Source organism: Pseudomonas sp. LG1D9 (genome assembly GCF_002949995.1).
Classification (GTDB): Bacteria; Pseudomonadota; Gammaproteobacteria; order Pseudomonadales; family Pseudomonadaceae; genus Aquipseudomonas; species Aquipseudomonas proteolytica.
Genome location: NZ_CP026881.1, coordinates 5,241,306 through 5,262,646, shown reverse-complemented (window position 1 = coordinate 5,262,646; position 21,341 = coordinate 5,241,306). Strand labels below are relative to the sequence as shown.

The 21,341-nt window shown below is 62.2% G+C and carries 14 protein-coding genes; 9 read left to right on the top strand and 5 right to left on the bottom strand.

Annotated elements, in window-relative coordinates:
• The first annotated feature begins 7 nt into the window (after window positions 1–7).
• A complete protein-coding gene (locus tag C5F71_RS24325) occupies window positions 8–1,075 on the top strand; it encodes a phosphotransferase family protein (RefSeq protein WP_029294820.1) in 1,068 nt (355 codons plus the stop codon).
• 16 nt (window positions 1,076–1,091) lie between these two features.
• A complete protein-coding gene (locus tag C5F71_RS24320; protein WP_104912158.1) occupies window positions 1,092–1,859 on the top strand; it encodes an SDR family oxidoreductase in 768 nt (255 codons plus the stop codon).
• 225 nt (window positions 1,860–2,084) lie between these two features.
• Here the strand turns inward: C5F71_RS24320 and C5F71_RS24315 are convergent, their stop codons facing one another.
• From C5F71_RS24315 to C5F71_RS24305, 3 genes are all read right to left on the bottom strand, one after another.
• Window positions 2,085–3,776: a hypothetical protein gene (locus tag C5F71_RS24315; protein ID WP_256588002.1), complete on the bottom strand. Its 1,692-nt coding sequence runs from the start codon at window positions 3,774–3,776 to the stop codon at window positions 2,085–2,087.
• Window positions 3,777–3,848: 72 nt separating this feature from the next.
• Window positions 3,849–7,214 carry a calcium-binding protein gene (locus C5F71_RS24310; RefSeq protein ID WP_104912156.1) on the bottom strand — a complete coding sequence of 1,122 codons (3,366 nt, stop codon included), beginning with the start codon at window positions 7,212–7,214 and terminating at the stop codon, window positions 3,849–3,851.
• A gap of 119 nt (window positions 7,215–7,333) precedes the next feature.
• The gene (locus C5F71_RS24305) at window positions 7,334–7,774 is read right to left on the bottom strand and encodes a carboxymuconolactone decarboxylase family protein (protein ID WP_104912155.1); all 441 of its coding nucleotides are present in this window, start codon (window positions 7,772–7,774) and stop codon (window positions 7,334–7,336) included.
• 163 nt (window positions 7,775–7,937) lie between these two features.
• On the opposite strand from C5F71_RS24305, the gene C5F71_RS24300 reads away from it, so the two are divergent.
• Together C5F71_RS24300 and C5F71_RS24295 are read left to right on the top strand one after the other, a co-directional pair.
• Window positions 7,938–9,371, top strand: coding sequence for a PLP-dependent aminotransferase family protein (locus tag C5F71_RS24300; protein ID WP_029294810.1), 1,434 nt, complete (start codon window positions 7,938–7,940; stop codon window positions 9,369–9,371).
• Between the two features lie 83 nt (window positions 9,372–9,454).
• Window positions 9,455–9,862, top strand: a complete 408-nt coding sequence (locus C5F71_RS24295) for a cupin domain-containing protein (protein ID WP_070995939.1) — start codon at window positions 9,455–9,457, stop codon at window positions 9,860–9,862.
• A 162-nt stretch (window positions 9,863–10,024) separates the two neighbouring features.
• Here the strand turns inward: C5F71_RS24295 and C5F71_RS24290 are convergent, their stop codons facing one another.
• Window positions 10,025–10,654, bottom strand: coding sequence for a DNA-3-methyladenine glycosylase I (locus tag C5F71_RS24290; RefSeq protein WP_104912154.1), 630 nt, complete (start codon window positions 10,652–10,654; stop codon window positions 10,025–10,027).
• A 232-nt stretch (window positions 10,655–10,886) separates the two neighbouring features.
• Between C5F71_RS24290 and C5F71_RS24285 the strand changes: the two genes are divergently transcribed.
• The 3 genes from C5F71_RS24285 to C5F71_RS24275 all read left to right on the top strand — a co-directional run bounded on the left by C5F71_RS24285 (window position 10,887) and on the right by C5F71_RS24275 (window position 13,742).
• Window positions 10,887–12,197 (top strand): C4-dicarboxylate transporter DctA, encoded by a 1,311-nt coding sequence (locus tag C5F71_RS24285; protein WP_029294804.1) that lies wholly within the window; start codon window positions 10,887–10,889, stop codon window positions 12,195–12,197.
• 150 nt (window positions 12,198–12,347) lie between these two features.
• Window positions 12,348–13,049, top strand: coding sequence for a FadR/GntR family transcriptional regulator (locus C5F71_RS24280; RefSeq protein WP_029294803.1), 702 nt, complete (start codon window positions 12,348–12,350; stop codon window positions 13,047–13,049).
• A 15-nt stretch (window positions 13,050–13,064) separates the two neighbouring features.
• Window positions 13,065–13,742, top strand: coding sequence for a GntR family transcriptional regulator (locus C5F71_RS24275; RefSeq protein WP_104912153.1), 678 nt, complete (start codon window positions 13,065–13,067; stop codon window positions 13,740–13,742).
• 724 nt (window positions 13,743–14,466) lie between these two features.
• Here the strand turns inward: C5F71_RS24275 and C5F71_RS24270 are convergent.
• Window positions 14,467–19,326 carry an NAD-glutamate dehydrogenase gene (locus C5F71_RS24270; protein WP_029294799.1) on the bottom strand — a complete coding sequence of 1,620 codons (4,860 nt, stop codon included), beginning with the start codon at window positions 19,324–19,326 and terminating at the stop codon, window positions 14,467–14,469.
• Between the two features lie 447 nt (window positions 19,327–19,773).
• Between C5F71_RS24270 and C5F71_RS24265 the strand changes: the two genes are divergently transcribed.
• Window positions 19,774–20,127 (top strand): hypothetical protein, encoded by a 354-nt coding sequence (locus tag C5F71_RS24265; RefSeq protein ID WP_092235787.1) that lies wholly within the window; start codon window positions 19,774–19,776, stop codon window positions 20,125–20,127.
• 251 nt (window positions 20,128–20,378) lie between these two features.
• Window positions 20,379–21,338 (top strand): MoxR family ATPase, encoded by a 960-nt coding sequence (locus C5F71_RS24260; RefSeq protein WP_003218556.1) that lies wholly within the window; start codon window positions 20,379–20,381, stop codon window positions 21,336–21,338.
• Window positions 21,339–21,341: the final 3 nt, after the last annotated feature.

The following is a 21,341-nucleotide window of genomic DNA, read 5'->3' as shown; positions in this document are numbered from 1 at the left end:
GATAAGCATGGCGCTCAATGACCAATCCACCCAGATTCGCCCTGGCGAAGAACTGGATGCCAGCCTCATCGACCCCTACCTCAAGGCCCATATCCCAGGCCTGACCGGCAGCGCAAAAGTCAGCCAGTTTCCGGGGGGCGCCTCCAACCTGACCTACTTGCTTGAGTACCCTGACCAGGAGTTCGTCCTGCGTCGCCCGCCCTTTGGCCACAAGGCCAAGTCCGCCCATGACATGGGCCGCGAATTCCGCATCCTGAACCAACTCAAGGACGGTTTCCCCTACTGCCCCAAGGCCTACCTGCACTGCACCGACGAATCGGTGATCGGCGCCGAGTTCTATGTGATGGAGCGGGTCAAGGGCATCATCCTGCGCTCGGACCTGCCGCCGGAGCTGGGTCTGGACGCCGGGCGCACCGAAGCCCTGTGTAAAAGCTTCATCGACAAGTTCGTCGAACTGCACCAAGTCGACTATCACGCCTGCGGCCTGGCCGACCTGGGCAAACCCGAAGGTTATGTGGCACGCCAGATCAGCGGGTGGAGCGATCGCTACGAAAAAGCCCTGACCCCCGACGCCCCGAAATGGGAAGCCGTGCGCGCCTGGCTCAACGACAAGATGCCGGCTGATCATCCGACCTCCAGCATCGTGCACAACGACTATCGCTTCGACAACGTGATCCTCGACCCCAACAACCCGATGCAGATCATCGGCGTGCTGGACTGGGAACTGACCACCCTCGGTGATCCGCTGATGGACCTGGGCAACAGCCTCGCCTATTGGATCGAAGCCGCCGACCCTGCGCCCGTGCAACTGATGCGCCGCCAGCCGAGCAACGCGCCCGGCATGCTCACCCGCCGCCAGTTTGTCGATTATTACGCCGAGCGCGCCGGCATCCAGATCGACAATTTCGACTTCTACTACACCTACGGCCTGTTTCGCCTGGCCGGCATCGTGCAACAGATCTACTACCGCTTCTTCCATGGCCAGACCCAGGACAAACGCTTTGCGCAGTTCATCCAGATGAACAAGCTGCTGGAGCAGATGAGCCTGAACGTCATCCACAAATCCACGCTTTGACCGACAAGGAACCACCATGTCCAAGACCCACCTGTTCGACCTCGACGGCAAGATTGCGTTTGTCTCCGGCGCCAGCCGTGGCATCGGTGAGGCCATTGCCAAGTTGCTGGCCCAGCAAGGCGCCCATGTGATTGTGTCGAGCCGCAAGATCGATGGCTGCCAACACGTGGCCGACGCGATCATCGCCGCCGGTGGCAAGGCTACGGCCATTGCCTGCCACATTGGTGAGATGGAGCAGATCACCCAGGTGTTTGCCGGCATCCGCGAGCAATTCGGGCGCTTGGACATCCTGGTCAACAATGCCGCGACCAACCCGCAGTTCTGCAACGTACTGGACACCGACCTGGGCGCCTTCCAGAAAACCGTCGACGTGAACATCCGTGGTTATTTCTTCATGTCGGTGGAAGCCGGCAAGCTGATGCGTGAAAACGGGGGCGGCAGCATCATCAACGTGGCCTCAATCAACGGTATTTCCCCCGGGCATTTCCAGGGTATCTACTCGGTGACCAAGGCCGCCGTGATCAATATGACCAAGGTCTTCGCCAAGGAATGTGCGCAGTTCGGTATTCGCTGCAACGCCCTGCTGCCGGGCCTGACCGACACCAAATTTGCCTCGGCACTGGTCAAGAACGAATCGATCCTCAACATGGCCCTGGCACAGATCCCACTCAAGCGCGTGGCCGACCCAAGCGAAATGGCCGGCGCCGTGCTCTACCTGGCCAGCGACGCCTCGACCTACACCACCGGTGTGTCGCTGAACGTCGATGGCGGCTTCCTGTCCTGACACCGGCGGCTCGTGCGGCGAGGTGGAGCTTATGTGGCAAGGGGGCTTGTGCCCCGCTGGGCTGCGCAGCAGCCCCAATAGGATCACCGCAACGTGTCAGACCAACCGAGGGTGCAGGTTTTGGGGCTGCTGCGCAGCCCAGCGGGGGACAAGCCCCCTCGCCACAGCAAGCCCCTTTTCCATAGCCGCCTTTGCCACAACGGCTCTCCCCCCACCACCTCCCCTCTAACGCACCGGGCTCATATCAATCTTGAACACATACTGAATGCCATCGGGTGCCGTGGCGCCGATCAGCTTGAATAACTGTCCACTGCTCAACGCCTGTCCCACAGCAGCCCCGGCCAGTGAATTCGCAGCGTCGGGATGGGCCAATACCGCAGTCACCCAGCGGTCTTCCATCTGCCAGTACCCCAACCCCTTCGCCATGCTGACACTGGACAAACGGTGAGTGTTACTCGGTGGGATATGTTTGATTTCCAGCAGATAAACCGCACCCGTAGGCCCTCGGAACACCAAATCAAAGCCGTGCAGCCCCATACCATAGGTGCCTCCAGGAATAATCTGGTAGCCATCATCGACCAACATCTGACGATACATACGCTCATTGGCCTCACCACGCTGACTGGTGGCGTGGCTGTCAATAGAACCCCATAGCACGAACAACCTTTGCTGTTCATCACTTCGGCGCCGCCTGGGGTAGTGAAGCTGGGCGTTGCTGCTGACGCTTTGAACGTTGAAGCTGCCGCCCTCACGCGCGCTGACGGTTGCCATACCCTGGAGCGGATCAAACTGCGCGATGCCCACCGGCAAGGCGCGACCATCCGCCTGGGCACTGATCGCCTGGCGCAAACGGTCATAGGGATAACCATGGCGCCAGATATGCTCGTCAATCATGCGATCCCGATCCCGTACCGGCGCCTGGCGTATGGCCGTCGTGTCGAACCCGATCAGTTGCCGGGCATATTGCTGCATATAGACATAGGTGTTCTTGTCCATGGTCGACATGACTCCCTGGCTCATGTCGCTGCTGACGCCGGTGTAGCCCAACACCCTGCGCGCATCCGCAATAATATCGCCGATATCGCGCAATCGAAGCTGCGGCACCCACGAACTCAAATGGCCGCCCGTATCCAGGTAAATCGCCTCGACCCCATTGCCGAGCAGCCGCCATTTCTGGCGCACGTTATCGAGCTCGATACGGCTGGTAACCCCCCCGACATACAGATAGGTCAGGGGCTCGCGCCCTGAAAGCCGGATAATCCCGTCCTCGGCAAACGAGCCACTGGGGCGTAAGTTGCCGTTAGGCCCGCGCTGCTGGATATGGCTTTGCTTGATCCTGAAGGCCTTCAAGTTGAACTGCGCACTCACGTAGTAACGCGTGCCCTGGACCACAAAGTCTTTCATTCCTGCCATCGGAAACAGCGGCACATTGCTCGCTTGGCTGACGTCATACCGCTGCAGGTCCCACACCGGGTCCAAGCGCCCTCTGGCCGGGACCGCTGTCGGCAACGAGACCGGGGCCTGCGCCGCAGCGGTGCGCCTGGCCCACAACGAACTGCCCGCAACCCGCTGCACCGGCGCGCCCGTGGCGGCCAGATGATGAGGCGCGCGTTCGCGCCACTCACCGGTGTGCGGGTCACGCACCACCAGTACCGTCTCGCCGGTTTCCAGGTCCAGATAAGTGCGACCGTTGTGGGTATACACGCCCTCGGCGCTCGGCGCCGGCAGCAGCGATCTGGTGACCAGCACGGCCATCGGCGGCATGGGTCCCGGCACGTCCAGGTCGCTGATTTGCGGCACTGTAAGCGACGCATCGTGGCCGCGTACCAGCGGGCGGCTCGCCTGACGCTCGGCAAAAGGGCTACGGCCCTGAGGACCAAAATCCCTGACCAGGCCGCCAGCGATCCCTGCCTCCACGCGAGGGGTAGGCCTGGAGGGCCCAGGCCTGGGTGAATGAGGTGTCTGTTGCATAGAAATCCCTTTCCAGTATTAGTTGAGTGACACGCTTACGCGCATCAGGTCTGCCGAAGCCACGCTACGCGTGGGGTCACCGTGGGCGACCCACCGATCGAGCAGCGCGTCGTAATCAATCGCACTGTCAGTGCCGTCCGCCAGTTGCACGCCGATCACCCGCAAGCGGCGCGCCATCAACCTTGAGTGCTGACGCATGCGGCGCAATTGCTGCCAGACCTCGGCTATGGTCAGGTAACTCGAGGCATCCAGTTGCACCAGGTAAACGCTGCCCAGATCCAGGCGGATCTCGTATCGATCGCCTTCAAGGGTCTGCACGTACAGTTGCTCCAGCGGCACCTGCGGGTCTGTGACGACGGGCAGGATCAGCGTCACGCTGCCCACCTTGAGCCGGTGCTCGGCCAGAATGATCTGCTTGTGATCGATGGGCTCATCCAGGCCGCTGGTGTTGATCTGCCAGGTGGAGGCATCCGAGGTCTTGGCCAGCGCACCTGGGGTAGACAGGGCAATGGTGGCGCCGCTGCTGGGGTGCACCTCATACACCGACCCGCGCCCCACCAGCGCATAGGTCTGACGATGGGGCCCAGCCGGGATCCGCAGGGTCTGCGGCAGCGCCTGCAGCCACACGCCCTTGGCACTCAGCGGCCGGAAAAACCCATGGCTGCCAACCCGCGCCAACAGTGCCGAACGGCCGTCAAAGACCCTGAAGCCCGGCTGGGCACGGTCTTGCAGGTAGGATTGCTGCAACGGTTGAACCCGATAAGACATGCCATCGTTGAAGACCAGCACACACTCGCAGTCGGGCTTCAGGCTGGCCGCCCGGATATTGGCGGCGACATCGGCGCGCACCGCACCACGGTCGCTGGCGAACTCGGCCAGGACCAGGCGGCCGCCGTCCGCGAAAGTCAGGGTCAAGGTCACATCGCTGTAAGTCAGCGTGTCGACCGGGCCTTGGCTGCGCAGGGTCACGCGATACCCGGCCACCACATCGATCAGTTCCTCGGTGCGGTAGTCCAGGTACAGGGTACAGGCCGTGGCGCCGCCCGCGATTCGAACCCGCACACGCTTTTCAGCCGCGCCGCGCTCGATAAAGCAGCGGGTCGACAGGCCGAATGGCAGCACCCATTCGCCGCCCGCCAACACGCGCTGAAACGCCGGCACAGGGCTCATCGAGCGGGCAGCCACCTTGATCGGCTGGTCGCCTTGCGCACTCAGCAACGGCGGGAGAACCGGCTCCAACGTGTAACCGTCCGCCGTCAGTAAACGCAGGTTATGGCCGGCCAGGCGCCGCTCGCCGAATTCATGCAGGTAGAGGTTTTCAATCCTGACCAAGCGCTCCGGCAACTCGCCGTCGAGGCCGCGCAGGGAGCGGATCACCAACGCACATTCCTGGATCACCCAGTCAGCAATGCTGGACAGCTCCCACCCCAGCTCAATCAGCGTGTCTTCCTGCCAGTGCTGCTCGTGCAGCGTGACGGTGCCCCGGTTGCTGGCAATGACATAGCGGTCGCTACCCGTTCCACCGTCGACCCAGGCATCGGTACCGTTGACGAAGATTGTGTCATTGCCGGCCCCGGCCTCGATCCGGTCGTTGTTGCCTTCGGCAATCAGGATATTGGCCTGCGCCGTACCCTTGACGTGACTGGCCACGCCCGCAGGCGTCGCAACGTTCTCGATCGAGTCCAGGGTTATCTGGTTCGACAGCCCGCTGCGGCCGGCATCCTTGCGCCGTGTGACGCTGCCGGCCTGCAGATCGATGGCAAGCCCCTCAATGCCCTCGACGTAAGGGGAGCGGTAGCCAAAATGCAAGGCATCACTGCCGCTGCCACCGTGCAGCTCACTCGCCGGGCCCGGGGTGGCAACGGCCTCGAACGTATCCGCTGGCAGCTCAAATATGAACTGGTCATCGCGGATGCCACCCGTGAGTCGTTTGTGCCCCGCCCCGAACTGAAAGACATTGCGCATCTCCAACAGGCCCTGGACGTTGTCGTTACCATCGCCCAGGCGCCAGAGGATCGCAGCGTGGGTAAACGGCTTGCCCAGCACCACCCCGGGCAGTTGGCTGACGCCGGCATGGGAGGCATCGACCACATCATCACCATCATGGATGGCCGGCCCAGTGGTATCGCGGTAGGGTTGCTCTCCCGCCGCTTCGTCCCAACGGTGCTTCCACTCCCGCACGGGGATCATGCGCACTTCGAACCGCCCATTGACCACCGCGTGTACGGTGTTCTTGAGCGCACCGCGCAGCCACTTTTCGGCCACGCCGGTAAGGTAGGTTGCGTGCTGCTTTTCCATCTTCGCCATCAGGTAGCGATCGCGCACATCCTCGTCCAGCTCCCGGCCTGCAAACGACAGCCAGCCGGCCCTCATGCGCTCGGACACGGTCAGTTCGATGTAATCGTCAATGTCATCCACCTGACGCACTGCGCTGTAGATCTGCGCCCCGAGAATCAGCACCACGGCCGCGGCAATCCCCAATGGCCCGGCATAGCTGAAACCCGCCAGGGCGGCGATCCCCAGCACCACGCCCAGGGCTGCACTGGCCAGGCTGAAGCCGGCATTGACGTAGTGGTCCAACGCCTCTTTGCCCTGGGCCTTCGCCGCCTCATTGAGTGACTGCACTGCACTGAAGATGTCGAACGGCAGGGTCAACACCTGGGCAAACAGGCCCGCGCCGCGCCGCAACAACTGGCCTACGCTGCTCGCACAGAACCCCTTGAACACACGCCCGCCGTTCTCCAGCATGCGCTTGCCCAGACGCTCCAGGGCCAACTCCAGGGCGCTGGATGTCAGCTCGGCGAGCAATTCGCCACCGGCGGCCAGGGTCTGGCGAATATCACCGGTCTTGATGGCCTGGGCCAAGGCGTTGATCGCGCTGTAATAGCCATAGACCTGCAAGCCAGTCCCCATCGCTTCCAGGGTTCGGCTTCGGGGAGTGTCGACCCAGGCGGGCAAGCCTTCACGTTGCAGGGCTTGGTTGAAGTTGGTGTTCTGCACGGCGCGCAGCAAGTCATCGAGCCGGGTCATCGTGTCACTGCTGTCCTGCATCGACGCCCCCTCAAGCAGCGGCTTGGCCGGGGTTGAGCGTAATGCGGCGAACTCGAACAGCAGGTTGGCGCTGCCATCACTGACGGTGGCGTCCGTGCCCAGGAATGCCTTGAGCTGCGGCGCCGCAAAGCGGATCGAATCGAGCAGCGTCTGGTCGGCCTCGCGCCCACCCAGGTGGTGCACGTTGATGGGCTTGCCGTTTATCTGCGCGCCCATTTGAGCCAGCACGGTACGGCGAACCGGTAAAACACCGACCAGCAGATCCCCCAGCCGGGCATCCAGATCGGCCAGCGCCAAAGGTGCGTCCACTGCGGGTGTATCAGGTTGAGTCATGAGTCGCTCCCTATGCCATGACGTGGGTCACATGGTTTGCCGGCAACAAGTGCCTTGGCATAGGGCGATGGTGCAACGGGCCACAAGCGCCGCAGCGGTAGATCTTTATCCGGGTGGGCTTATTCTGGCGGCAACTGGCCAAAGGCGACGGCCAGGCGGTTCCAGCCGCTGATGGTCGTAACCGCCATGGTCAGGTCCACCAGGGCCTGCTCGCCGAACTCGGCACGGGCGGCGGCGAACAGCGCGTCCGGCACGCCTGCACACGCCAGCAACGCCGTGGCCTCGCTCCACGCCAGGGCAAGTTGTTCGCGGCGAGTGAACAGCGGCGAATCACGCCACACGCACAACGCCAAAAGACGCCGCGTGCTTTCGCCCCGCGCCAACGCCGCCATGGCATGCATGTCACTGCAAAACCCACAGTGGTTCAGTTGCGAGACGCGGATCCTTATCAGGTCAAGCAAAGGCCTGTCGATGGCCAGCTCGAACAACGTCGCCTCGAGCACCATCATGCCTTTAAGCGCTTGGGGCGAAGCCGTGCAGTAATCCAGACGCGGTTGCATAGGGGGCGGCCTCGATGGGCAAAGACGATGGCCGCCAGCTTAAGACCGCCCAGGCCCCAGCCCTATAGCCAAAGTGGCGCTTTATGCCTAGACCGCCTTGGCCGTAGGCGCGCCCCACGGTTGCGGGTAATCTGGGCGCAGTCTGACCGCCTCGGGATGCTCCATGGAACTGCACGTCGTCATCAATGGCCGCAAGGATCTGGCCGAACAGCTGTATCGGCAATTGCTCGCGGCCATCCAGTCCGGGCGCCTGGCCTCGGGTGCGCAGCTGCCGCCCAGCCGCCTGCTGGCCGAGCAGTTGGGGGTGTCGCGCAAGACCGTCTCCGACACCTATGCGCTGCTGACCTATGAAGGGCTGCTGGTGGGGAAGATTGGCCGTGGCACCTTCGTCAACAGTCAGGCAAACCGCCCTGCCCGGCGCCAGGACGCTGCCGACCTGGCCTGCGCCGCGCACTTGGCCAAATGGCAGGCGCTGCCCTCGCCCATGCGCCATCCGACCCGCGACGGCACCTTGCGGTGCGAGTTCATCGGCGGCGCCACCACCCGCAGCCTGTTCCCCCAGGACGAATGGCGGCGCTGCACCCTCGACGCCTTGCGCCGCACCGCCCAGAACAGCGGGTTCTATAGCCAACCCGAAGGCCTGCCGGCCCTGCGTAGCGCGATCGCCGGGCACATCGCATTTTCCCGGGGGGTCAACTGCCGCGACACCGACATTGTGGTGTGCAATGGCGCCCAGCAAGCCTTGGACCTGATCGCCCGGGTGGTACTTGAACCGGGCAGCCTGGTGGCCATGGAAGACCCCGGCTACACCCCCGCCCGCTTGATGTTCGAGGCCGTAGGGGCAACGGTGGCCAGCGTGCCGGTGGATGCCGAAGGTATCCAGGTCACGCAGATTCCCCAGGGCACACGGCTGATCTACGTGACGCCTTCCCACCAGTTCCCCCTCGGCATGCCCATGAGCCAGGCACGCCGCGAGGCGCTGCTGGCACGCGCGCTGGAATTGGGCGCGATCATCATCGAAGACGACTACGACAGTGATTTCCGCTACGAAGGCCGGCCCACTCACTCCCTGCAAAGCATGGACGAGCGCGGCATTGTGGCCTACGTCGGGACCTTCTCCAAAACCCTGCTGCCGGACCTGCGCCTGGGTTATGCAGTACTGCCGCCGGCGATCCATGGCGCGGTGGTCAAGGCCAAGCAACTGACCGACCAGCACACCTCGACACTGCCGCAATGGGCACTCGCCAAGTTCATCAGCGAAGGCTACCTGCTCAAGCACATTCGGCGCTGTCACACCGTCTACGCTACCCGCCGCGAGCGCATCCTCAGCCGCCTGGCCGGCGACTTGTCTCCCTGGTTCGAAGCCGTGCCCAGCGTGGCCGGGTTCCACCTGGCAGCGCTGTGCAAGGGGGCAGTAAACATTCCCTTGCTGATCGAACTGGCGCGCCAAGTGGAAGTCGGGCTGTACCCACTGGACGTGTTTTTTCATGAAGCACCGGTGCGGTGCGGCCTGATTATCGGCTTTGGGGCCATCGAGACCCTGGATATCGACCCATCGCTGGACAAGGTGCGCGATATCCTCCAGCAGATTGGCTAAGGGGTTTTCCAGAGGATTGGCTATAGGTGCGCCACGGTGCCGGGCGTAGGGTGATGGGGTCTGGAACCCTGGAGAACTGCACCATGAAAATACTGCTCGGCACCACCCTCCTGCTGGCTTCGCTAAGCGCCTTTGCCCATGAGCCGGTCTACAACCAGGAATCGATCAAGGTCCTGCAAGAGCATGCCTTGAGTAACGTGCCTGGCAAAAAAACCATTATGCTCACCGTGGACTACGCACCGGGCCAGGCCACCGTCCCCCACAGCCACACCGGCACGGCGGTGGCTTATGTGCTGGAAGGTGAAATCACCTCGCGGGTCAACGATGAACCGGCCATTACCTACAAGGCCGGGCAATCGTTCTACGAACCGGCCGGCTCGCGCCACTTCGAATCCAGCAATGCCAGCCAGACCCAGCCGGCCAGGTTGCTGGTGGTGATGGTTCTGGATGACAAGGCTGATGTGCTGACGCCCCTGCCAGCGCAGAACTGATTGCTAGGCCCCAGAGCCCCTGTGGCGAGCGGGCTTGCCCCGCGCTGGGCTGCAAAGCAGCCCCAGTAAGCCGAATGTGGTGTATCAGATAGTCCGTAGCGGCTGGTTTTGGGGCTGCTTTGCAGCCCAGCGCGGGGCAAGCCCGCTCGCCACTGGGGCTTGTCAGGGGCGCTTGAACTGGCGCCGCAGGTCTTCGATCGGCTGCCGGCAGGCGCAGCCTTCCAGGTGGTCATTGACCATTCCCATGGCCTGCATGAACGCGTACATCGTCGTCGGCCCCACGAATGTCCAGCCGCGTTTCTTCAAGGCCTTGGACAAGCGCACCGAAGCTGGCGAGGTGGGATGGCCCGTCCAATAAGCCAGGTCCACCACCGCTGGCCGCTCATCGGCAGTCGGTTCAAAGGCCCATAACCAGGCCGCCAGCGACCCGCTTTGCGCCACCAACTCACACGCCCGGCGTGCGTTGTTGATGGCCGAGACGATCTTGGCGCGGTTGCGCACGATGCCCGGGTCAGCCATCAAGCGCTCAACATCCCGCTCGGTATACTGCGCCACCTGGCGAAAATCAAAACCCTCGAACGCCCGGCGAAAGTGCTCGCGTTTGCGCAGGATGGTGATCCACGCCAAGCCGGCCTGGAAGCCTTCCAGGCAGATCTTCTCGTACAACGCAATGTCATCGGCAACCGGCACGCCCCACTCGTGATCGTGATAATCGGGGTATTGGGCGGCGGCCGTGCGCCATGTACAACGGGTCAGCCCCGTTTCATCCGTCGTCAGTCCTGGCTTATCCATTTATCACCTCAACGGCCAAGCGCCGCATGATAAGCGAAAAAAATTCCACGCCGCCAACCGCTCAAGCATCACGCTTACCGAGCAACTGGTAAGACCGGATATCCCAAACACCCCACTCCCCCCTTGTAGTTTGCAAAAAACCGGGCGTAGACTGGCCACGCACTGGACTTACCGGTCAGACCACAACAATTAAGCCCTGGACCCACCAGGGCACCGAATAGAGATCCTTCCCATGCTCAGATGGTGCTCGCGTTCGATTTTCCTGCAAGTCGTCATAGGCCTGATGCTCGGCATCGCTTGTGGCCTGGCCCTTCCCGAATTCTCCTCACAACTCAAACCCCTGGGTGACGGCTTTATCAAGCTGATCAAGATGCTGATCGGCCTGATCGTGTTCTGTGTGGTGGTCAGCGGCATCTCCGGGGCCGGCGACCTGAAGAAGGTCGGGCGCATCGGCCTCAAGTCGGTGATCTACTTTGAAATCCTCACCACCATCGCCCTGGTGCTTGGCCTGGTGCTGGCCTTCAGTACCGGGATCGGCAGCGGGGCCAATATCCACCTGGAGCAGTTGTCATCTGCCGGCCTCAATGAATTGGCGGATCGCGGCCAACATATCAAGGGCACCAGCCAGTTCCTTATGGACCTGATCCCCAACTCGGTGATCGGCGCCTTTGCCGACAACAACGTGTTGCAGGTGCTGTTGTTCTCGGTGCTGTTTGGCAGCGCGCTGAACCTGGTGGGTGAAGCGGCCTCGGGCATTTCGCGACTAATCAATGAGTTGAGCCATGTGATCTTCCGCATCATGGGCATGATCGTGCGCCTGGCGCCGATTGGTGTATTTGGTGCCATCGCCTTTACCACCAGCACTTACGGCCTGGACTCGCTGCAACACCTGGGCAGCCTGGTGGGTTTGTTCTACCTCACGTGCATGGCCTTCGTCGCCATAATCCTCGGCGCCGTGATGCGGTTTTCGGGCCTGCGGATGTTGCCGCTGCTCAAATACCTGCGCGAAGAACTGCTGATCGTGATGGGCACCGCCTCGTCCGACGCCGTGCTGCCACAGATCATGCGTAAACTGGAGCACCTGGGCATTGGCAGTTCCACCGTCGGCCTGGTGATCCCCACCGGTTACTCGTTCAACCTCGATGGTTTTTCGATCTACCTGACCCTGGCCATCGTGTTTATCGCCAACGCCACCGGTACGCCGTTGTCGATGACCGACCTGCTGACCATCCTGCTGGTATCGCTGATTACCTCCAAGGGCGCCCACGGCATACCGGGCTCGGCCCTGGTGATTCTGGCGGCAACCCTCACTGCCATCCCCGCCATCCCGGTGGTGGGCCTGGTGCTGGTGTTGGCGGTGGACTGGTTCATGGGGATCGGCCGGGCGCTGACCAACCTGATCGGCAACTGCGTGGCCACCGTCGCCATTGCCCGCTGGGAAAAGGACATTGATATCCAACGGGCCAACAAGGTGCTCGATGGGCAGCAAGGGTATGCGTTCCAGGCCAAGAAACCGGTGCTGCCGGTTCATCAGGAGTTCTGAACCTTCCCCACACACTGTAGGAGCGAGCTTGTTCGCGAAAAACTTCAAGGCACCGCGCGCATCCAGTCTGCCCGCGTTATCGTTGACGGTCTTCGCGAGCAAGCTCGCTCCTACCGTTGAAGGGTTATTTAAATTCAAGGAGCCCACGACGTGATCAGCACCTCAACCGTCGTCAATTCAGTCGTAGAAAAACTGCGCGCTGCCCTGGCCCGCGGCCAGTGGCGGCGCGGGGAGATGCTGCCCGGCCAGCGCGAATTGGCCGAACAACTGGGCATCAGCCGACCTAGCCTGCGCGAGGCAGTGATCGTGCTGGAAACCCTCGGCCTGGTACGCTCGATGCCCGGCAAAGGCGTGGTCGTACTGGAAACCAGTGTCAACGACCCCCAGGCCCATGACGCGGTGGCCGATGCCAGCCTCGCCGATATCCTGCAACTGCGCTACACCCTGGAGCCGTTTATCGTCGGCCTGGTGGCCCAGTCCATCACCAGCAAGGAAATCGGGCAACTGCGCCTGACCTTGATGGACATGCGCGAGGCCCTGGAAGCCAACGACAGTGAAGCGGGGATGAACGCCTACATTGCCTTCCACGAAGAGCTGTTCGCCCTGACCTCCAACCCCATCTTCCAGAACGTGGTGCAACAGACCAGCAACGCCCTCAAACAAAGCGCCCAGGTGTTGCGCAACTCCCCCGAACACCTGGCCGAGCGCCTGCAGGAAAACGAAGCGGTGGTGCGCGCCATCCGCAACAAGAACAGCGCCCTGGCCAGCGCCGAAATGCGCCGCCACATCCTCAACGAGGGCCAGCGCATGGGCACCGCCCTGAACATTCCCGACGATCATCTCGGCAGCTGACTTTGGAGATTGGCCATGAGCGCTCACGCCCTGCAACGCAACATCGTTGTCACCGCCCCGCCCGCCATGCGCCTGGTGCCCGGCAAGCGGCCATCGGTGGAAGACCTCTACCCGCGCCTGTTCGATGCCATCCTGGAACAGCGCATCGTACCCACCAGCCGCTTTACCGAAGAAGGCCTGGCCCAGGAATTTGGTGTCAGCCGCAGCGTACTGCGCCGGGTCCTGGCACGCCTGGCCGAACAGCAAGTGATCATCCTGCGCCCCAACCTGCGCGCCCAGGTGGCGGCGCCGGATGCCGAGCAGGTGAAACATATTCTTGAAGCGCGGCGCTTGATGGAAGTGACCGTGGTGCAACTGGCGTGCGCGCAGACCAACCCAGGGCAAGTGCGGCGCCTACGCGAACTGGTGGCCCGCCAGCGGACGTACGTCGAGCAAGGCCAGCAAGGCCCGGCCATCCGCCTGTGTGGGGAGTTTCACCTGTTGCTGGCGGCCATTGCGGGGAACCGGCCACTGGCGCAGTTCCTTAATAGCCTGGTGCCATTGACCTCGCTGGTCATTGCCCGGCAGGGGGCGTTCTCCGGCACCTGGCGTGAGCAGACAGAGATTGTCGAAGCGGTGGAGCGCAGGGATGCGGGCACGGCCGCAGGATTGATGAGCCGGTATCTGGATCACCTGGAGTCGAAGCTCTCGTAAGCCCGTGGCGATCAACATGGGGGAACTGGGCTGCGATAGCGGTGGGTCAGTTGATACATCTCTGCCTGAACGGGCGCCATCGCGGGCAAGCCCGCTCCCACAGGGGATCTTTATCGGGCAGAGTATTTTGGCCACACCACAGAGCAAATGTGGGAGTTGGCTTGCCAACGATGGCGGCGGGTCAGTTGATACATCTCTGCCTGAACGGGCGCCATCGCGGGCAAGCCCGCTCCCACAGGGGGTCTTTGTCGGGCAGAGTATTTTGGTCGCACCACAAATCAAAGGTGGGAGCTGGCTTGCCTGCGATAGCGGCGGGTCAGTTGATACATCTCTGCCTGAACGGGCGCCATCGCGAGCAAGCCCGCAGGGGGTCTTTATTGGGCAGAGTATTTTGGTCGCACCACAGAGCAAATGTGGGAGCTGGCTTGCCGGCGATGGCGGTGGGTCAGTCGATGCATATGTGGCTGGACCACCGCCTTCGCGAGCAAGCCCGCTCCCACAGGGGGTCTTTGTCGGGCAGAGTATTTTGGCCACACCACAAATCAAAGGTGGGAGCTGGCTTGCCGGCGATGGCGGTGGGTCATTTGATGCATCTCTGCCTGAACGGGCGCCATCGCGGGCAAGCCCGCTCCCACATTTTGGGTTCCTACATTGAACCGGGTGAAAACAAAAAGCCCCGTATCTCGCGATACGGGGCTTTTGTTTTTAGCGCTCTAGCGGCTGATTACAGCACCGCCTGACCGCTCATTGCCAGGTCCAGCAGTTCACGGTTGGCTACCGCGTACATGGCGTAGTCCGTACCCACCGCAGCACGGATTTCCACCATCATCGCGCGCCAGCGCTCGACCATGCTCGCATTCTGCTCAAGCCACAGGGCCACGCGGGCTTCCATGTCTTCTGGCGCGTCGGCCATTTGCAGAACCTTGATGGTGATCGCCCGTTGCTGCCAGTCCACGTCATCGCGGAAGGCTTCGCGGGCCTGGGCCTGCCAGTTGTTGCCCACCGGCAGATCGCTGATCTGCTGCAGGTACCATGGCAAGTCCAGGGCGCTGCCCACGGCGAAGTAGGCCTTGGCCACATCGGCGGCGCTCTGGCCGGTCACGTCGGCGGCCTCGATGATCGGCAGCAGGGTGTACAGGTGCGTGGTACCTGCCACCATGCGCGCCAGCAACTCCGGGACACCGGCTTGAACATAAGCCTGGTAACGGTTCTGCCAGCCTTCGCGGGTCGGGCCTTCCAGCAGTTCGTCAAGCTTGAGGCCCAACGCTGCCAGATGCGGGCCGAAGTGCGCCACATCACGCGCCGCATCCTGCTCATTGCGACGGCTGCGCAGGAACCAGCGCGTAGCACGGCGGCCCAGGCGCATCAGTTCGTCCATCAGCGCCAGTTGCACCTCAGCCGACACCTGGTGGTCCAGGGCTTCGATCTGACGGAACCAGTGCGGGAGATGGAAGATGTCACGCACGATCACATAGGCGCCGGCCACGTTGGCCGGGCTCATGCCAGTCGACTCTTTGAGCCGCTGCACGAAAGTGATGCCCATGTGGTTGACCAGGTCGTTGGCGATCTGGGTGCTGACGATCTCGCGCTTGAGGCGATGGCGACGCATGGCCTCGGAGAACTTGGCCACCAGGCTCGGCGGGAACGCGGTCTCCATGTCACGGGTCAGGTAGTCGTCATCCGGTACCAGGGACTTGAGCAGCGCTTCCTTGAGGTCGATCTTGCTGTACGAGATCAGCACCGACAGCTCTGGACGGGTCAGGCCCTTGCCGGTGGTGGCGCGCTCGACGAGCTGCTCCTCGGTCGGCAGGTACTCGATGGCGCGGTCCAGCTTGCCACGGCCTTCCAAGTCGCTCATCAGGCGCTTGTACTCGGCAGCACGCTCGTAGGCTTTGCGTGCGGCCAGGGACAAGGCCTGGGTCTGCTTGTAGTTGTTGCCCAACACCAGGTTGCCGACTTCATCGGTCATGCTCGCCAGCAACTGGTTGCGTTGCTTGTCGGTCATGTCGCCAGCCTGCACCACTTCGTTGAGCAGGATCTTGATGTTCACTTCGTGGTCGGAGCAGTCCACGCCACCGGCGTTGTCGATGAAGTCGGTGTTGGAGCCGCCGCCATTGAGGCCGAACTCCACACGACCCAGTTGGGTCATGCCCAGGTTACCGCCCTCGCCCACCACCTTGCAGCGCAGTTCGTTGCCGTTGACGCGCAGCGCGTCGTTGGCCTTGTCGCCTACATCGGCGTGGCTCTCGGTGCTGGCCTTGACGTAGGTGCCGATACCGCCGTTCCACAACAGGTCCACTGGTGCCTTGAGCAAGGCGTTCAGCAGTTCGGTCGGGGTCAGTTTGTCGGCCTGGATGTCGAAGCGTTCTTTCATCTGTGGCGAGATGGCGATGCTTTTGGCACTGCGCGAGAAGATCCCGCCGCCTTCAGACATGATGCTGGTGTCGTAGTCGCTCCAGGCCGAACGCGGCAGCTCGAACATGCGCTGGCGCTCGACGAAGCTGGTGGCCGGGTTCGGGTTTGGATCGATGAAGATGTGCAGGTGGTTAAAGGCGGCGACCAGTTGCAGCTTGTCGGACATCAACAAGCCGTTGCCGAACACGTCACCGGCCATATCACCGACGCCCACCACCGTGATGCTGTCTTCCTGCACGTTGATGCCGCGCTCACGGAAGTGCCGCTGCACACCAACCCACGCGCCCTTGGCGGTGATGCCCATCTTCTTGTGGTCGTAACCGGCCGAACCACCGGAAGCAAACGCATCGCCCAGCCAGAAGCCGTAGTCGATGGCGATGCCGTTGGCGATATCGGAGAAGGTCGCGGTGCCTTTGTCGGCCGCCACTACCAGGTACGGGTCATCGTTGTCGTGGCGCACCACGTTCAACGGAGGCACCAGGGCGCCGTCTTTCAGGTTGTCGGTAATGTCCAACAGGCCGGAAATGAAGATGCGGTAGCAGGCAATGCCCTCGGCCGCGATCTCGTCCCGGCTGCCGCCCAATGGCAGGCGACGCGGCAGGAAGCCGCCCTTGGCGCCGACCGGCACGATCACCGAGTTCTTCACCTGCTGGGCTTTTACCAGGCCCAGCACTTCGGTACGGAAGTCTTCTTCACGGTCGGACCAGCGCAGGCCGCCACGGGCGACGTTGCCAAAGCGCAGGTGCACGCCTTCGACGCGCGGCGAGTAGACGAAGATTTCAAACTTCGGCACTGGCTTGGGCAACTCGGGAATGGCGTGCGGGTTGAACTTGAAGCTGAAGTACGACTTGTTCTGGCCGTTGGCGTCAGCCTGGTAGAAGTTGGTACGCAGGGTGGCCTTGATCAGGTCCAGGTAGCGCCGCAGGATCCGGTCTTCATTGAGCACCTGAACGTCATCCAGGGCGGTGAGGATCGCTTGTTCCAGGCGTTGCTGCTTGTCTTCCAGGTCGTCGGCGGTGAGCTTGCGCGCCAGGTAGAAGCGGGTCTTGAACAACCGGGTCAACTCGCGAGCGATGTCGGTGTGGTTGTTCAGGGTGCTGGCGATATAGCCCAAGTCAAAGCCCAGGCGGATCTGCTTGAGGTAACGGGCGTAGGCACGCAGCAGCGCCACGTCACGCCATGGCAGGCCGGCAGTCAGTACCAGGCGGTTGAACGCATCGTTCTCGGCATCGCCGTTGACGATATGCACGAACGCGTCCTGCAAGGTGTCGTTGAGCTGTTGGATATCGAGGTTCAGGCCTTCGGCGGCGGTGAACGCAAAATCGTGGATCCAGAACTCGCGGCCATTGGCGTGGCGCAGGCGGTACGGGAACTCACCCAGCACGCGCAGGCCGAGGTTTTCCAGGATCGGCAGCACGTCGGACAGCGCCAGCGGGGTATCGGCGTGATACAGCTTGCAGTGCAGTTCCTGCTGGCCGGTCACATGGCCCAGCGGCTGATAGAAGCTCATGACCAGCGGCTTGGCTTCGGTCAGGTTCAACAGGTGCTGCATGTCGACCACGGCCGAGTGCGCGGCAAAGCGCTCGCGGTAGCCGGCGGGGAAGCCCTTGGGGAAGTCCGCCAGCACGTTGGTGCCGTGGGCTTCGCCGAAGCTTTCGACCACCAGGCTCGCGTAGTCGTCCTGCCAGCTGCGGCAGGCCTGCACCACTTCTTTTTCCAGCAGCAGCGGGTCGATATCCAGGCGATTCTTCGGGTCAACCCGCAGGATCAGCTGTACACGGGCCAGCACGGATTCGGAGAAGAAGGTCCAGAATTCGCAGTCCGAGGCCTTCAGGCGATCCATCAGCACTTGCTGGATCTTCTGGCGCACTTCGGTGGAGTAGATATCACGCGGCACGTAGGCCAGGCAGTAGCAGAAGCGGCCGTATGGGTCTTTGCGCAGGAACACGCGGATCTTGTTGCGTTCCTGGATCTGCACGATCGACATCACGGTGCTGAACAGCTCGTCCACCGGGGTCTGGAACAGATCGTCGCGGGGCAGTACTTCGACCACCTGGGCCAGTTCCTTGCCCAGGTGCGCCTTGGCCTGGAAGCCCGAACGGCGTTCGATCTCCGCGACCTTGCGGCGGATATACGGAATCACCCGCACGCTTTCGCCGTACACCGAGGAGGTGTAGAGGCCCATGAAACGGCATTCCTTGATGACCTTGCCGCTGGCATCGATCTGGCGGATCGACACGTAGTCGGGGTAAGCCGGGCGGTGCACACGGCTTGGGTGCGCAGCCTTGGCGAACGACAATACTGTCGGTTCGCGCAGGTAGGCCACGGCGTAGTCTTCGATGCGCAGGTCTTCGGCAGTGAGGCCGGCGCGCAGCAGCTTGGTCAGGCCGAGGAAGGAATCGGCGTCATACTCCAGATGACCGCCGTCCTGCTCGTCGCGTACCACAAATTCTTCATAGCCCAGGAAGGTGAAGTGGTTGCCCACCAGCCATTCCAGGAAGCTCTTGATCTCGGCCTTTTCTTCGCCCTCGATGGCGAACTGGCTGTTGTCGATACCGTCCAGCAGTTCCTGGACCTTGGCCTTCATCGGCTCGAAATCAGCCACGGCCACGCGCACTTCGCCCAATACCTGCTGAAGCTCCGTGCTCAGCACGTTCAGCTCGGCGGCATTGGCGCAGCGGTCGATCTCCAGGTACATCAGCGATTCTTGCAGGACGTCTTCGCCCTGGGTGCCTTTGGGCAGGATTTCCAGCAGCTCGCCCTTCTTGCCACGGCGCACGCTGAGTACGGTGGTTTGCAGGGTGTGGATGCTGTAGCCGCGGCGGTTCAGTTCGGTACGTACCGAATCGACGAGGAACGGCAGGTCATGGTGCAAGACCTCGACCGCGGTGTGGGTCGACTGCCAGCCGTGGCGTTCGTAATCGGGGTTGTAGACGCGCACTTGCGGCTGGGTGTGATCAAAGCGCTCAAGCAGGCGCCAGGCAGACAGGGAGCAACCGGCCAGGTCGGACATGCGACGCTGGGTCAACTCGTCCAGGGAAATGATGCCGAAGAATTGTTCAGCGAACAGCGCCACTTGTGGCAGTGCCTGTTCACTGATGTGCTGCGCCAGTGCCGCTTGCAGTTGATGCTGGAAGTCGGCTTTGCTGGCTGCGGTGAAGAACGCCATCTGTGGTACTCCGCTTGGGCTTGTTATTGATGGAAGCGTCGCGTGTTATCCCCTTGCGGGGAGACCGTCATTTCTGTTCGTCGGTAACCATAAACGAATCAGGGTGACAGGTGGGTGAAGCTGGACAAGACAATGAGGTCACATGCCGCTGGCGGATGACGGTACAACGGGCAGGTCAGCGTCACGCTGCAGGCGCATACGTTGCGCAGCTTAACGAGTGTGGGAAGCGGCCTGCTTGCGATGCTGCGACATATTCGGTCATCAGCACGCAGCGCACCGGTTGCAATTTGTGCAACCTGAAATAACCGGTTGCAAAACAGGCTATTTTCCAGCCCGCGAGTGCCAGAAATGACTGATCCGGGCCCTGAGGTCATAACAGCATGCAGCACAAAATCGGCCGCAATGGCACAATTGCCACGCTGCGCCCTCTCCCACACAGGATTCCCCATGCAACTGACCACCGCCCACCTGCTCGCCACCCCGTGCGATGACGAAGAAGACAATATGGCCATGCTCTGCTGCCACGGCACCAATGGCGAGATGTTCATGCTGTCCCGTTATCCGGATGAGGACGAGGTGGAGCTGACCTGGGACTACGAACCTTCGACCCTGGACGGTTTGAAGATCACCCTGGGCGCGACCACCTTGCTGGTAGAGATTGGCGCGGCAGACAAGGACGCGCTGGGTGGCAGCGATCACCTGCAGATCAAGCACAGCACGCCGGAATCGGACCTGGCCGAGGTAGAAGAAACCTTGCAGAACATTCTCAAGGGCACCGGCACTTACATCCGCACGCCTTGATTGGCGGCTGCAAAATCGCCATCGCGGGCAAGCCCACTCCCACATTTGAACGCGCCACAATCCAAATGTGGGAGCGGGCTTGCCCGCGATGAGGCCCTCATCGACGCCAAAAACCTCAGACCTTTCCCACAAACCCCAAAAAATACCCCCCGGTTCGTTAGTCGCCAGCCCCTCCAATGCATTAAAGTAAGCCCCCCAGGCCCTGGCATTTTTCACACGCCCCAGGCTCATCTTTCCAGGAACCGTCATCGATGGAACATCGTGAAGCGCTGCTCGCGCTGCGAACCTTTCTTTCTACGCAGATTCTCGGCCAGGAAAAACTCATCGAGCGCCTGCTCATTGCCCTGCTCGCCGACGGCCATATGCTGGTAGAAGGCGCTCCCGGCCTGGCCAAGACCAAGGCCATCAAAGAGCTCGCCGAAGGCATCGAAGCACAGTTCCATCGCATCCAGTTCACCCCCGACCTGTTGCCCGCCGACATCACCGGCACCGAAATCTATCGCCCGGAAACCGGCAGCTTCGTGTTCCAGCAAGGGCCGATCTTCCACAACCTGGTGCTGGCGGACGAGATCAACCGTGCCCCGGCCAAAGTGCAATCGGCCCTGCTCGAAGCCATGGCCGAGCGCCAGGTCAGCGTCGGGCGCAGTACCTACGAACTGTCACCGCTGTTTTTGGTGATGGCCACGCAAAACCCCATCGAGCAGGAAGGCACCTACCCCCTGCCTGAAGCCCAGCTCGACCGCTTCCTGATGCACGTCAAGATCGGCTTCCCCGACGCTGCCGTGGAGCGCCGCATCCTGCAACAGGCCCGTGGCGAAGCCCTCAATGGCGAGACCAAGCCCGAGCGGCGGGTCAGCCAGCAGGCGATTTTTGCCGCGCGCAAGGAAATCCTCGGCCTGTACATGGCCGATGCCGTGGAGGAATACCTGGTGCAACTGGTCATGGCCACCCGCACCCCGGCCAAGTTCGACCCGGAGATGGCCGAGTGGATCGCCTACGGCGCCAGCCCTCGGGGCTCGATCGCCCTCGACCGCTGCGCCCGGGCCCACGCCTGGCTGGCCGGGCGCGACTTTGTCAGCCCCGAAGATATCCAGGCGGTGCTGTTCGACGTGTTGCGCCACCGCATCATCCTGTCCTTTGAAGCCGAAGCAGCCGGTATCGACCAGGACCGTGTGGTGCAACGCATTCTCGACGTCGTTGCCGTCGCTTGAGCC